General features: G+C 59.0%; 14 protein-coding genes. 7 read left to right on the top strand and 7 right to left on the bottom strand.

Features of this window, described 5'->3' with window-relative positions:
• Positions 1 to 66: 66 nt before the first annotated feature.
• The 5 genes from I2E13_RS01870 to I2E13_RS01850 form a co-directional block, all read right to left on the bottom strand.
• Positions 67 to 708, bottom strand: coding sequence for an RpiB/LacA/LacB family sugar-phosphate isomerase (locus I2E13_RS01870; protein WP_195404031.1), 642 nt, complete (start codon positions 706 to 708; stop codon positions 67 to 69).
• 140 nt (positions 709 to 848) lie between these two features.
• Positions 849 to 1,658 carry a gluconate 5-dehydrogenase gene (locus tag I2E13_RS01865; RefSeq protein WP_138114095.1) on the bottom strand — a complete coding sequence of 270 codons (810 nt, stop codon included), beginning with the start codon at positions 1,656 to 1,658 and terminating at the stop codon, positions 849 to 851.
• A gap of 160 nt (positions 1,659 to 1,818) precedes the next feature.
• On the bottom strand, positions 1,819 to 2,019 hold the full coding sequence (locus tag I2E13_RS01860; protein WP_229057775.1) for an FCD domain-containing protein: 201 nt from the start codon (positions 2,017 to 2,019) through the stop codon (positions 1,819 to 1,821).
• Positions 2,020 to 2,317: 298 nt separating this feature from the next.
• A complete protein-coding gene (locus I2E13_RS01855) occupies positions 2,318 to 3,409 on the bottom strand; it encodes an ATP-binding protein (protein ID WP_195404030.1) in 1,092 nt (363 codons plus the stop codon).
• A gap of 133 nt (positions 3,410 to 3,542) precedes the next feature.
• Positions 3,543 to 4,223 (bottom strand): YczE/YyaS/YitT family protein, encoded by a 681-nt coding sequence (locus I2E13_RS01850; protein ID WP_195404029.1) that lies wholly within the window; start codon positions 4,221 to 4,223, stop codon positions 3,543 to 3,545.
• A gap of 487 nt (positions 4,224 to 4,710) precedes the next feature.
• On the opposite strand from I2E13_RS01850, the gene I2E13_RS01845 reads away from it, so the two are divergent.
• Entirely contained in the window at positions 4,711 to 5,403 is a 693-nt protein-coding gene (locus tag I2E13_RS01845; RefSeq protein ID WP_195404028.1) for a GntR family transcriptional regulator, read from the top strand.
• A gap of 391 nt (positions 5,404 to 5,794) precedes the next feature.
• Here the strand turns inward: I2E13_RS01845 and eda are convergent, their stop codons facing one another.
• A complete protein-coding gene (eda, locus tag I2E13_RS01840) occupies positions 5,795 to 6,436 on the bottom strand; it encodes a bifunctional 4-hydroxy-2-oxoglutarate aldolase/2-dehydro-3-deoxy-phosphogluconate aldolase (protein WP_035136869.1) in 642 nt (213 codons plus the stop codon).
• Between the two features lie 253 nt (positions 6,437 to 6,689).
• On the bottom strand, positions 6,690 to 7,724 hold the full coding sequence (locus tag I2E13_RS01835) for a sugar kinase (RefSeq protein ID WP_035136871.1): 1,035 nt from the start codon (positions 7,722 to 7,724) through the stop codon (positions 6,690 to 6,692).
• Positions 7,725 to 7,956: 232 nt separating this feature from the next.
• Here I2E13_RS01835 and I2E13_RS01830 point away from each other — a divergent pair, with 232 nt between their 5' ends.
• The 6 genes from I2E13_RS01830 (at position 7,957) to I2E13_RS01805 (ending at position 13,728) form a co-directional block, all read left to right on the top strand.
• Positions 7,957 to 8,979 carry a LacI family DNA-binding transcriptional regulator gene (locus I2E13_RS01830; RefSeq protein WP_195404027.1) on the top strand — a complete coding sequence of 341 codons (1,023 nt, stop codon included), beginning with the start codon at positions 7,957 to 7,959 and terminating at the stop codon, positions 8,977 to 8,979.
• A gap of 42 nt (positions 8,980 to 9,021) precedes the next feature.
• Positions 9,022 to 9,516 carry a type II toxin-antitoxin system RelB/DinJ family antitoxin gene (locus tag I2E13_RS01825; protein WP_195404026.1) on the top strand — a complete coding sequence of 165 codons (495 nt, stop codon included), beginning with the start codon at positions 9,022 to 9,024 and terminating at the stop codon, positions 9,514 to 9,516.
• On the top strand, positions 9,503 to 9,874 hold the full coding sequence (locus I2E13_RS01820; protein WP_195404025.1) for a HepT-like ribonuclease domain-containing protein: 372 nt from the start codon (positions 9,503 to 9,505) through the stop codon (positions 9,872 to 9,874). The genes I2E13_RS01825 and I2E13_RS01820 overlap by 14 nt, the downstream gene beginning before the upstream one ends.
• 134 nt (positions 9,875 to 10,008) lie before the next feature.
• Positions 10,009 to 11,346: a glutamine synthetase family protein gene (locus I2E13_RS01815; protein ID WP_195404024.1), complete on the top strand. Its 1,338-nt coding sequence runs from the start codon at positions 10,009 to 10,011 to the stop codon at positions 11,344 to 11,346.
• A gap of 50 nt (positions 11,347 to 11,396) precedes the next feature.
• Complete coding sequence (locus I2E13_RS01810) at positions 11,397 to 12,059, top strand: response regulator transcription factor (RefSeq protein ID WP_089573201.1); 663 nt, start codon at positions 11,397 to 11,399, stop codon at positions 12,057 to 12,059.
• A 208-nt stretch (positions 12,060 to 12,267) separates the two neighbouring features.
• Positions 12,268 to 13,728 carry a S1C family serine protease gene (locus tag I2E13_RS01805; RefSeq protein ID WP_195404023.1) on the top strand — a complete coding sequence of 487 codons (1,461 nt, stop codon included), beginning with the start codon at positions 12,268 to 12,270 and terminating at the stop codon, positions 13,726 to 13,728.
• Positions 13,729 to 13,884 lie beyond the last annotated feature (156 nt).

The following is a 13,884-nucleotide window of genomic DNA, read 5'->3' as shown; positions in this document are numbered from 1 at the left end:
AAAAAGCGACGGCCGTCCCGTACGTGGGACGGCCGTCGCTTGCGTTAGCTGCAATGAGTCGTGCGATTAGAGCCCCAGGATCTCCTTGACCTTGGCGATGATGGCCTCGTCGGTGGCGTTGGCAAAGAAGTACTCCTGGAAGTGCTCGCCGGCAAGTGCGCCCTTCACCAGGTCCTGATTGATCTCGCCCAGGACGTCGACGAGTGGACGCATGGTCACAGCGCGCACGCCGTCGAGGATCTTCTTGTTGCGCTGCTCGGGCTCAACGCGCTCGGCAGGATAGCCGTTGCCCGAACCAAAGCCAAAGAGCTTCTCGAAGGTGTACTCGAGGTTGAGCTCCTGGCCCCAGCCGTTCTTGAGGGCGAAGGGCATGGCGACGGCGTTGCCATCGTTGACCTGGGCAAAGGTGTAGGCGTCGAGCGGGTCGGCAACGTGGCCGCACAGCACGCCGGGGAAGGAGTTACAGGCGAGCATGGCGCCCTCGCCGGTGCCACAGCCGGTTACGACGTAGTCGGCAGCACCGGAGTTCAGCAGCACGGCGGCAAGGATGCCGTTCTGCACGTAGGTGAGGGGCGTGGAGTCGGCGTCGGCATACATACCATAGTTAAAGACGGTGTGCCCCATGGGCTCGACGACCTTCTTAAGCGCAGCCTCGATCATAGGGTTCTTGGAGTTCTGAGAGTTCTCATTGATCAGAGCGATCTTCATTGCGAATTACCTTTCTATTTCTAACTTGCGGTGAAATACGGACTGTTTTGCCTGATAGAAGCCAAAGCCAATCCTTATCTCACCGCAACTCAAATGAAAAACGAGTGGATGAAACCTGATGTGGGCAGTTGCGGCGACGCTTATTGAGGCTGCTTTCCAATGTATGCGAGGATTCCGCCGTCGACATAGAGGATGTGGCCGTTGACGAAGTTCGATGCATCGGAAGCCAAGAACACGGCGGGACCCTTCAGATCCTCGGGCGTGCCCCAACGGGCGGCCGGCGTCTTGGCAATGATGAACTGGTCAAACGGGTGGCGGCTGCCGTCGGGCTGCGTCTCGCGCAGGGGTGCGGTTTGCGGCGTGGCGATGTAGCCGGGTCCAATGCCGTTGCACTGGATATTGGCCTCGCCAAACTCCGAGCAGATGTTCTTGGTGAGCATCTTGAGTCCGCCCTTGGCGGCGGCATAGCCGGCGATGGTCTCGCGACCCAGCTCGCTCATCATCGAGCAGATGTTGATGATCTTGCCGTGGCCCTTGGCGATCATGCCGGGCAGGCAGGCCTTGGACACGATAAACGGTGCGTTGAGGTCAATATCGACGACGCGGCGGAAGTCCTCGGCGCTCATGTCGAGCATCGGGGTGCGCTGGATAACGCCGGCGTTGTTGACCAGGATGTCGGGCGTGGTGCCAAAGTCGGCCTCGATCTTGGCGATGAGCTCGGCAACGACGGCCTCGTCGGTGACGTCTGCCACGTAACCATGAGCCTCAAAGCCCAGCTCGCGGTAGTGCTTCTCGGCCTCGGCTACCTTGTCGGCGTGACGCGCGTTAAAGGCGATCTTGGCGCCAGCCTCTCCGAGCGCCTCGGCGATAGCCATGCCAATGCCATAGGTGGCGCCGGTTACCAGTGCGACCTTGCCGTCCAGACGGAAGCTGTCCATAAGATCAGACATAGCGATCCTTTCAAAAGAAACGTTCATCTATATAAGTCTTGCTTTTCATACAAGGTCAGTATAGGAGAAGAGAAGGATTTAAAAATCAGATTCTCCTAAAATCAGGTGAACGTTCACTTTTAAAAGGTAAACGGTGATCTCGCCCTTGTCGCGCGGACGTTTATTCGCTCTGTTCCTGCGTGCCCTCTGCGATCATGTTGCGGTTATACACCAGGTGCAGATACATCGCGTCGTGCGCGGCGGTGGGATTGCGCGAGGCGATGGCGTCGGCCACATCGCGGTGCGTGCGGATAGTTTCCTCGACGAGCTTTTTGCCGGTCACCTCGATAAAGAGGGGGACGGATGCCTTGAGCACGCCCATCAGGCGGGGAACGACGAGGTTGCCGCCATCCCAGGGCGGCTACGTGGAGTAGCGCCCATGCGCATCGATTCCCTCTCATAGATGTGCGGCACAAAGAGCCCCGAGCTCACACGAGCTCGGGGCCTTTCTCGTCTGGATTGGGGACGCATAGCCGGACGAAAACAATTTGCGTCTGGTAATAAGCGTACGAAAGCGCAATTTACGTCTTAATTCCGTACGCAAATCAAGACGAAAATCGTTTACGTCTGCTTTAAATCCGTACGAAAACGGTTTTCGTCTTGCAGGGCAGTTGCCGTTTCTACAGTTCAACTTCCAGTTCGGCTTTGTGCTCGTAGAGGTAGTCGCGCATGTAGGGGATGGCAAATGAGACCTTGCCGTACGAGGGAGCCTCGATAATCGATTCTCTTAACAGGCGGCTGCGGACGGAGCTCACCTGTTGAGGCGTTTTGTTTAGGGCATCGGCAACCATGCTGGTCGAGCTCGTCTGCCCCAAAGACGCCATGCTCAGCAGATAAGCGATGCACGTGGGCGGAATGCGCCGCAGCGCGGGCTCAATCACCATGGCGCAGAAGCGTTCGCGTGCCGTTGCAATGCCACGCTCGGCTTCTTCTTCTCCAATAATCGCTGTATGTGCACGTCTTGCCAACTGCCATGCGTAGTATCCAACGAGTTGGATCATGAAAGGATAGCCTTGCGTTGCCTCGGCAAGTTGGCCGGCAATACCTGGCTGCAACTCCATGCCAGACGCTTCAATGGTTTCCTCGAGGGAGTACGACACTTCGGTTACTGCCACAGCCTTCAGATCAAAGGGGAGGGCACGGCGCAAAAACGTAAGTGTCTTTCCGTTGATGATGCTTTCAATCATCGAAGGCAGCCCAGCAAAAACAAAGGCGATATCAAGGTCTTCGCCGATAACCTGCTGAATCGCAATGGAGAGCGTTCGGACCTCATCGAGCTCTGCGTCTTGAACCTCGTCGAGAGTGATGAGCAGGCCATTTTCATTCTTGGATATTGTCTGTCTCATGGCGTCGCGTAGCGATGGACCGATTCGCTCAATGTCTATGCTGCCGATGGATATGCCAGCTACGGTGGGCTCAAATCTGGCGTGTTTGGCCTGGAATTTGGGCTGCAGCTGTTCGAGAATGCGTTGGCAAAGTCCCTCGGTTGCGACCTCTTTTATGACCGTCCAGCCACGGCTTTGCGCCAAACGTGAGCACTCGTCAAGGAGGACCGTCTTGCCCGTTCCACGGACGCCGGCTATGCGCATTAGGCGCCCCGGGGCACCAGGCCCGTTGACGAGGCCCTCATTGAATTCTTCGAGCACATCTTCGCGGCCGATAATCGTGGGAGGTGTTTTACCTGCTGTGGGCTTAAAAGGGTTTGTTTGCATGTGAGCCACCTTTGCTCAAGATATAGCAAGATATAGCAAAGTATAGCAAGATATAGCAAAGTATAGCAAGATATAGCAAAGTATAGTGAGATATAGCAACGTATAGCGCTGTTCGCGGGTTCTTACGGTGGTGCTATTTTCCGAATGCCGCGCGGATAAAGCGCTGGGCGAACAGCTTGTTGGCGACGTTGATGACATGGCCCAGGAACAGTGCCGAGATGGCGGTCGTGACGCAAAAGCCGCCCAGGTTGTACATAAAGATCAGCGACAACGCGAGCGAGGCGGCGACATGTGAGCAGTCAAACACGACTTTTACGTCACCAAAGCGGCGTTTAAGCTTTTCGGCAATGACTTGCACCAAGCCGTCGGGCGCGTTGGGGACAACGCCCATGTTGACGACGAGACTTACGCCAAATGCGGTGACAGCGAGGGAGAGCAGCATGGTCGCAATCTGTGTGGGGAGTGCCGTGGGATGCAGTGGGTTGACCGCCATGAAGAGGTCGGTCAAGCCGCCAATCAGCGTTGAGAAGAACAACTCGAGCAGGATGCGCGGCTGGAACTCGCTTCGCAAGATGGCTAATTGCGCCACGATGTAGGCGACGTAGGTTGCGGTGATCCAAAAGCCGAGCGTCTTGCCAGTGAGCATGGATAGGGTTGTGGCAAAGCACGTGAGCGCGGCGACGCCCAGGCCGGATGCCGTCTGGAGACTCATACCGAGTGCCAGTACTGCAACGCCCACAAGATACATCAGCATTCTGATGACGGTATGGCACCAGTCGATGTTCTCGCCATGCATGATGATGAGCGGTCGCATGTTGCTACCCGTCCTTTCGGTTGTGTGAAAAAGCTGACCCGGGCCGGCAAAAGAGGGTTATCGGAGGCACTGCTGCAAAAGCAGAAAAGCCGGCCCCACGGTCAGTCGTCTAGGAAGTGTCTCGCTGTGCCGGAATGGGACTAAAGGTCCAACGAGACGGGAAGAAAGCAAATGGTATTGCGTGGGCGATAAGATGCCAAGATGGTAGGGTGCGTCTTAGCATCCTATTGCCCACGCTCAACGAAATCGGTTTCGTTTGAGCCTAAGTATACGCACGGGATTTTATTTGCGAAGAGAAAAACAATAAAAAGGTGAACGTTCACCTAATCGCAACAACTCGTTGGCTGTAGTTGCGGTGGAATAGTTCCTGTTTTTGCTGCTGAAGGCCTTGAACAGGAACTATTCCACCGCAACTTATGAGGGGGCGGGGGATGCGATAGTATTGCATGGTGGTATTCGACTAACCGAGGGTTTATCCGAGGGCTTTATGGAACAGCACCAGCATTATCAGAGCCTGCAAGATCAGGCATACAACGCATTACGCTCCAAGATTATCTATGCCGAGCTCAAGCCCGGCACGCGCCTTTCGGCGATTGGTCTGGAAAAGGAGACGGGAATCGGGCGCACGCCCATTCGCGAGTCCTTTGTGCGCCTGCGCGAGCAGGAGCTGGTGGAAACGCGTCCCAAAAGCGGCACCTACGTTTCTAAGATCAGCATGGAACGCGCCGAGAATGCTTGTTTCTTGCGCGAGAAGCTCGAGAGAAGCGTGCTTATTAAATGCTGTTCGGCCGCCTCGCCCGAGCAAAAGCAGCGGCTCGAGCAGATTCTTACCGAGTCCGAGTCGCTCGACCATGGCGAAACTCGCCGTTTCTTTGACCTGGATAACCTGTTCCATGAGACATGTTTTGAGATTGCCGGTCGTCACATGTTGTGGGATTGGATGAAGAGCATCAACACGCATTTTGAGCGATATAACTGGTTGCGTATGGTGTCGCAGGATTTGGATTGGGAGCCGATTCGTCGGCAGCATCGCCGGATTCTCGAGGCCATTAAGAGGGGCGATACCGACGCGGCGAGCTATCTGGCAGAGACACACCTGCACCTGATGCCCGAAGAGCAAGGTCCGGTTATCGCCTTGCATCCCGACTATTTTGAGCTGTCCAAAGACTCGTTCATCTAATCAATCCCCATATAAGTTGCGGTGAAATAGGGACTGTTTTGCGGCCTAGGTGGCGCAAACAGTCCCTATTTCACCGCAACTGCGTTGGGGCGTAACCGGGGCACAAAGCTGCGGTGCCGCTTGGAGGAAAAGACCGGAAGCAAGGGTCCATTCCTCCAGACGGCGCCGCAGCTGTTTTGATGGCTCGGTTTTTGTCGATGTGGCTCAACTGGGCGCGGTTGCCAGCCGAGTAGGCAAAGCGGCTCGGGGGCGTGTCGCTTCCGTCACGTTCTATCAGCATACAAGACGGTTTTGGTTCTTGTTCGTGACGGAAACGGCGCGCTTCCGAGCCGCTTTAAAAGAAAGGGGGCGAGGTTTAGGGCACGCCCCCTTTCACGATAGAGAGCTAAACCTAGCCGCGGACCTTCTTGACGACGTCCATGGCCTCGTGGGCGATCTGCTCGACCTTGGAGAAGTCGCCGTCGGCAAACAGGGCCGGCTTGACCATCCAGGTGCCACCGCAGGCGATGATGGCGGAGGAGCTCAGGTACTCCTCGACGTTGGCGGTGCTCACGCCGCCGGTAGGCATAAAGCGGTGACCGACAAACGGAGCGGCGAGGGCCTTGATGGTGTTCAGGCCGCCATACTGGGACGCGGGGAAGAACTTGGTGACCTTGAGGCCCAGGTTCTCGGCTGCGGTGACCTCGGAGGGGGTCACGGTGCCGGGAAGGACGGGCAGGTCGATGTCGATGCAGTGCTTCACGACGTCCTCGTTGTAACCCGGGGAGACGATGAACTTGGCACCGGCGGCGCGGGCCTGCTCAACCTGCTCGACGGTCAGGACAGTGCCGGCGCCAACGCACATTTCGGGCTCGGCCTCGGCCATAGCGGCGATGCACTCGGCGGCGCAGGCGGTGCGGAAGGTGACCTCGGCGGACTTCATGCCAGCTGCCATAAGGGCGTGGGCGAGCGGAGCGGCGTCCTCGACCTTGTCGAGCACAACGACCGGCACGATGCCCAGGGACTCAAGCGTGGTGTAGAACTGATCGAACATGATGTTCCTTTCGATGTGTGGCGCGCATGGGCGCGTGATTGCCAAATGTGCTGGTCAGGAGCCGATTTTGGATTGGTTATCGGAGGCACTGCTTGGGGTTCAAGCAATTCCAAAACCGGCTACGCGACCAGTCGTGTAGGGAATGCCAGGCAAAACCGGAATGGGACTGGTGGTTTTGCCCGGCCGGAGGAATCGGGGAGCGTGCCGCAGGGGTATGGGATTGGAAGGCTGCGGCCCGCGGAATGGAGACGGACTAGCGCGCGACGCGGGTGCCACCGTCGGCGGCGGATGCCACGGCTGCAATCTCGCCTGCGGTCACCAAGTTGGAATCGCCCTTGATGGTGAGTTTGAGGATCGAGGCTGCAATCGCGTAGTTGACGGCGTCCTGCGGGTCAAAGTCGTTGATGAGGGCATGGACGAGGCCGGCGTTGAAAGCGTCGCCGGCGGCAACACCCTCGAGCACGTGTACGTCGTGAGCAGGGGAGAACCAGTGCTCGCCGCTCTCGGCGTCAAAGAGCATGCCCATCCAGATGGAGCGCTCGACGCAGGAGATGTTGCGAACGACCGAGGCAACCTTTTCGCAGCCGTATTCGGCGCAGATCTGACGGGCCATCTCGACATAGGTGTCGCGCTCCTCGATGCCATGGGCAAGGGAACCAGAGACGCAGGTCATGCCGAGGCCGGCGGGCGCATCCTCGTCGTTGGCGATGCAGATGTCGACGAGCGGCAGGAGTTCCTTCATGGTGGCCTGCGACTTCTCGGGCGACCACATCTTGCCGCGATAGTTCACGTCGCACACGGTGGTGATGCCCTTGGCGCGGCAGGCGGCGAGCGCATCCTTGCAGGCAGCGGCCATCTCATCGGAGACGGCGGGCGTCACGCCGGAGAAGTAGAAGACATCGATGCCCTTGAGGATCTCGTCCCAGTCAAAAATATCGCGCTTGGCCATGTTGATGGCAGAGTACTTGCGGTCGTAGACGCAGCCGTTGCCGCGCTGCGAGGCACCGACCTCAAAGACGTAGGAGCCAAGACGGTCGCCCTGACGCACGACGCGCGTGGTGTCGACGCCGTAGGCCTTCAGCGAACGCAGGGCGCACTCGCCCAGACGGTTGGCCGGGACAACGGAGACGTAAGCGGCCTTGTCGCCCTGGTAGGCGAGAGAAAGAGCGGTGTTGGCCTCGGCGCCACCGTAGCGGACGTCAAACTCGGTTGCCTGCTCAATGCGCAGATGATCTTTGGGCGAGAGCCTCATCATGATCTCGCCGAAGGTAAGAACCGTTTTACCCATGGTCGCGCAGCTCCTTTTACTCGTGCGTACACCTTTGATATAGCGTTGGCACGCAGGTGCCAAGACGGTAGGGTGCGTCTTTGCACCTGCGTGCCAACGCTTGCCGAAATCGATTTACGAAATCGGTTTCGTTTCGAGTTGTAGTATACTCACCTACAGCGTTTTGCAACCGAGATTTTTAAAAAATGCCTAAAATGGCTCAGACTGCCGACATTGGGAAACGGGGTGCGCTATGGCGCAGATGAGAATCAAGGACATTGCCGCCGAGGCGGGCGTGAGCCCGGCCACGGTCTCGCGCTATCTCAACAACCGCCCCGGGCAAATGACCGAGGAGACCCGTGCTCGCATCGCGGCAGTTATCGAGCGCACCGGCTATCGCCCACGTGCCGCCGCGCGCAATCTGCGCAGCTCGCGTACGAACCTCATCGGTGTGATTCTGGCTGACATCGCCAACCCGTTCTCGAGCGCCATGCTCGAGGGCCTTTCCGCCAGCGCCGCCGCGCGCGGCTGCTCGCTCATGACGGCCATTAGCGGCAACGACCCCGCTAAGGAAGCGGAGTCGCTCACCAGACTTATCGATGCCGGCGTGGACGGCCTGGTCGTCAACACCTGTGGCGGCAATGACGAGGCGATTGCCGCGGCTGCGGGGCGCCTGCCCGTCGTGCTGCTCGACCGCGATATTGCCGACGGTGGCATCGATCTGGTGACCTCCAACAACCGTGAGCTGGTCGCCGGCCTGGTAGACGCCTTGGCTGTCGCGGGCAGCGAGCGCCTGTGCCTGCTCACCGAGGCAAGCGATGACAGCCCCGTGCGTCGCGAGCGCGCCGAGTCCTTTGCCGACGAGCTTTCGCGCCGCGGTCTTGCGGGCGAGGTCGTCACCCTGGCCGACGGTGGCGCCACAGGTGTCAGTCGCCTGGACGAGACCATCCGCGGCTATGCGGGTAAAAAGCTCGGCCTCATTGCCGTCAACGGCCTGGTCTTTCTGCGTCTGACCGAGGCACTGGCACAGTTGGGACCCTCGTTGCCGGCTGGCCTCAAGATTGCGACGTTTGACGATTACCCCTGGAACCACGTGCTCTTTGGCGGCGTCACCACGGCCGCGCAAGACACCCTCACCATTGCCGAGCGCGTAGTCGAGCGCCTGTCCGAGCGCATCGACGTCGTTACCACCACGGTGGGCGATGCCGCAAAGCTCGCCCCCAAGCGCATCGAGGTCCCCGGCCACATCGAACACCGCGCTTCGACCTCGCGCTAGTCTGTGTGATAATATATAGACAATGTCATACAGGAGGTATCCATGGCTGCGTCTGTACTGAGTGTACGAGTGGACTCGTCAATTAAAGATTCATTTGCCGAGCTATGCGAAGAACTCGGCATGACTTCGTCTGTAGCGGTCAATATGTTTATGAGGCAGATGCTGCGCGAGCGCTCGCTGCCGTTTGTTCCTTCACTTGGCAAAAACTCTGCGAGCGAAAGCGCCGCGGCGGGCATTTTGGATACTGCTCAGATTGAGTCAGCCGTCCGTGAGGCGGCCAGCTCGATTCCTGCCATCAAAACCGTGATTCTTTTTGGCTCGTATGCCCGTGGCGAGGCACGTGCCGATAGTGATATTGACTTGCGTCTCGAAGTCGATCGAGAGCAGGGCTTTGGTCTTTTCGCGTTGTCGGCATTCGGCGAGGCGGTGCGCAAAGAAACTGGGAGGCAGGTTGACCTCGTCTCGAGCGACCATCTTGATGGCGATCTTGCCGCGGTAATCGAGCGCGAAGGAGTGATCCTTTATGATCGCGCGTAAGTCAGACGGCCTTCGCGCTCAAGAGGTTTTGGAAGCCATCTCTGAAACGAACGAGCGCATCAGGGCTTTTGATATCACCGAGGACCAGTTTCTGCATGCGAATGACGTGCGGACGAGGGCGTTGGCGGACTCCCTTTTGATGTGTGCGCTTAGAGTGACGGAAGAAGCGGGTAAGTTGTCGGAACGCTCGCAGCGGCTTCATCCCGAAATCGAATGGCGTGGAATTATCGGCATGAGAAATTATCTTGCGCATGATTACGGCAATGTCGACCGCTCGGTTGTATGGGATGCAGTGACGATGGAGTTCCCTACGCTGGAACGAGCTTGTAGACAAATTGTCTCCGAATCTGAACGCTAGCCACTCGTTCGCAACTGCCTGTTCGCGCACGTTTTTTGAGCGCTTGATACGCTTTAACCCTGCGGAAACATTTTTCTGCGATAGTATCTGCGATATAGACCAGTCGAAACCCGCCCGAAAGAAAGGGGAGCGACATGAACCAGCAGAACATCGATTACGTACTCCGCTCCGTAGAGCAGCGTGACATCCGCTTTGTGCGTCTGTGGTTTGTCGACATTCTCGGCCGCCTCAAGAACTTTGCCATTAGCCCCGAGGACCTCGAGGTCGCTTTTGAGGAGGGTATTGGCTTTGACGGCTCCGCCATCGAGGGTTTTGCCACGCCCGAGGAAGCCGACATGCTGGCGTTTCCCGATGCTTCGACCTTCCAGATCCTGCCGTGGCGCCCGAGCCATAACGGCGTTGCACGCGTTTTCTGCGATGTGTGCACTCCCGATCGCAAACCGTTCGCCGGCGACCCGCGCGATGCCCTGCGCCGCATGTTCCGCAAGGCCGAGAAGGCCGGCTATCTGCTCAACGTGGGCGCCGAGCTGGAGTATTACTACTTCCCCGACGAGCACACCCCCGAGCCGCTCGACAACGTGGGCTACTTCGATCTTTCGGTGAGTGATGCTGCCCGCGACCTGCGTCGCAACACGGTCCTCACGCTCGAGAAGATGTCCGTGCCCGTGGAGTACACCTTCCACGCCGCCGGTCGCTCGCAGCATGGCATGAGCCTGCGTCACGCCGAGGCCCTGAGCATGTCCGACGCTATCACCACGGCCAAACTCATCATTAAGCAGCAGGCCTACGAGAGCGGTTGCCACGCCTCCTTTATGCCCAAGCCGTTGGCGGGCGAGGACGGCAGCGCCATGTTTTTGCATCAGTCGCTGTTCGACCATGACGGCAACAACGTCTTTTGGGGCGAGGACGACGAGAAGTATCACCTCTCCGAAATCGCCAAGCACTACATGGCCGGCATCTTGGCGCACGCGCGCGAGATCAGCGCCATCACCAACCCCACGGTCAATTCGTACAAGCGCATCACCACGGGCGGCGACTCCGTGCCGCAGTACGCCACGTGGGGCCTGCGCAACCGCGCGAGTATGGTCCGCATCCCGGTCTACAAGCCCGGCAAGCAGCTGTCCACGCGCATCGAGCTGCGCAGTCCCGATCCCATGGCCAACCCGTATCTGGTCAACGCCGTCACGCTGGCGGCTGGTCTGGACGGCATCGAGCGCAAGCTGGAGCTCCCGCCCGAGGCCACGGCCGAGACGCTCAAGCTTACCGACCGTCAGATGGTCGAGGCCGGCTACGCGCCGCTGCCGCGCTCGCTCAAAGAGGCGCTCGACGTGTTTGAGGACTCGCAGTTTATGAAGGATGCCCTCGGCGAGCACATCCACAGCTTCTTCCTCAAAAAGAAGCGCGACGAGTGGCATAAGTTTGAGTCTACGATCACCGAGTGGGAGATCAAGCACTACCTGGCGAACTCCTAATCGCGCTGGCTTGTTTCAGTACGATTGAGCTCATTTCTTTGGAGGCCGATATGTCCGATAAGAGTGCCCTGTTCATGGCGCGCACGACGCGCTTCCACGAGTTTGCCCGCAGCTTGACGACCACCCTGGGTGTCGAGGTGAGCCTGGCAACCCCCGATTCGCCGACTGCGGCGCACGACTTTGACCTGCTGATTCTCGACTCCGATGGCATCCGCAGCGACCGCATCGATCAGATTGCCAAGTGGCTTGACGATCGCGGTGGCGTTCCCATGCTGGTGATCGTTGACGACGAGGCGCTCGGTACCCTGCGCCTGCCGAATCACGCGCATGCCGACTTTGTGTGCCCCACGGCGACGCCCAATGAGCTCAAGGCTCGCGCGCAGCGCCTGATGGGCGAGGAGGAGACCGTCACCGCCGACGATGTGCTCAACATCGATAACCTCGAGATTAATCTGGCTACCTACCAGGTGACGCTCGATAACGAGCCCATCGACCTGACGCTGATGGAGTACTCGCTGCTGAGCTTTTTGGCGACGCACCCCAACCGCGCCTACAGCCGCGAGGTGCTGCTGCACCGCGTGTGGGGCTTTGAGTACTGCGGCGGCACGCGTACCGTCGACGTGCACATTCGACGCATCCGCTCCAAGGTGGGCCCGCAGATCGCGGCACACATCACCACCGTCCGCGGCGTGGGCTATCTGTTTAAGGACTAGATTTCCACCACAAAGGGGACAGGCACCTTTGTGGTGGTTTTGACGCAGGTGCGGGTCCCTCTCGAATCTGCAACAGAACTTAAGCCTTCCTAAAAGATTGCGTTCTCGTACACGTACGCCCGCATATTGGGGTACAACTCAACGTGAACAATGATGGCCCGCCACATGTTTGGCGGGCCTTTGGTTATTTGACGAAAGGATCGCAGCTATGAGCGACAACGATTCCCAGCGTCTCCAGGATGCGGGCAACGCCGGCGAGACCCAGCAGCAGCCGCGCGTGCAGGTGGAGTCGACGCCTGCCGACGGCAACATTCCCTACGTGCAGGCCTACGACACGCAGACCGGAAAGCCGCTGGGCAGCCAGCAGGTTGTAAACAAGCACACGGTGGTCAAGACTAAGACCAAAAAGCTGCCGATCTTTATTACGGCACTCGCCGGTTGTGCCTGCGGAGCCCTGCTGGTCATTGCACTCATTATGAGTGGCACGCTCAACATTGGCGGCGGCAAGAATGCCGTGACGGCGGGTGCTTCGGGTTCATCGACGCAAAAGATTACGATTGATTCCGAGGACACCACGCTGGCCGAGGCCGTTTCTGCCAAGGCCCTGCCCTCCGTGGTTTCCATTACCGCCACTTCGAGCGGCGGCCAGAATGGCTCGCTTTCGCAGTCTGCCGACGAGTCGGACAACTCGGGCAGCGTCGGTTCGGGCGTGGTGCTCGATACCGAGGGCCACATCCTCACCAACAACCACGTGGTCGATGGCTATGACCAGTACGTGGTGACCATGGACGACGGCACCACCTACGAGGCCGAGTTCGTGGGCAACGATGCCTCGAGCGACCTAGCCGTCATCAAGCTCAAGGACGCCGATGCCTCCAAGCTCACCCCGATTGAGATCGGCGACTCCTCCAAGCTCAACGTGGGCGAGTGGGTCATGGCGATCGGTTCGCCGTTTGGCAACGAGCAGTCTGTCTCCACGGGCATTGTGTCGGCGCTGTATCGCTCAACGGCCATGAGCTCTACCAACGGTAACACCATCTATGCCAACATGATCCAGACCGATGCCGCCATCAACCCGGGCAACTCCGGTGGCGCGCTCGTCAACGACAACGGCGAGCTCGTGGGTATCAACTCGCTCATCGAGAGCTACTCGGGCTCCAGCTCGGGCGTGGGCTTTGCTATTCCCGTTAACTACGCCAAGAACATTGCCGACCAGATCATCGGCGGTAAGACGCCGGTGCACCCGTACCTGGGAGCCACGCTTTCGAGCGTCAACGCGCTCAACGCCCGCACCAACAAGCTGAGCACCGATAGCGGCGCGTACGTGGCAAGCGTCGTTGAGGACGGACCCGCTGCCAAGGCCGGCATCCAGGAGGGCGATGTCATTACCAAGCTGGGCGACGACGAGATCACGAGCGCCGACGGCCTGATCATCGCGCTGCGCAGCCACGAGGTGGGCGAGAAGGTCGAGATCACGCTCATGCGCGGCAAGGACGAGAAGAAGGTCACCGTCGAGCTGGGCTCCGACGAGGAGCTGCAGAACCAGCAGCAGGACGACAGTTCGACCGACACCGGCAACGGCGGTATTACCGACGAGCAGCTGCGCCAGTACCTGGAGGAGCTGCTGGGCCAGCAAGGTCAGGGTCAGGGCAACGGTCAGGGTTTCTAACGAGCCGTTTCGCACATGCCGAAGCCAGAGGGGCTGTTCCGCCAGCGCGGGACAGCCCCTCTTTTCGCGATGATCCCTTGGAGACGGAGGAAAACGGATCATTTAGAAACGGCAAGGGCATGGTTTAATCGCGCGATCCACCCCAGTCTGGCGGCT

Source organism: Collinsella aerofaciens (assembly GCF_015554145.1).
Taxonomy (GTDB): Bacteria; Actinomycetota; Coriobacteriia; order Coriobacteriales; family Coriobacteriaceae; genus Collinsella; species Collinsella aerofaciens_AA.
Note: the sequence above shows the minus strand (reverse complement) of the source record. Positions and strands in the feature narration are given on the sequence as shown.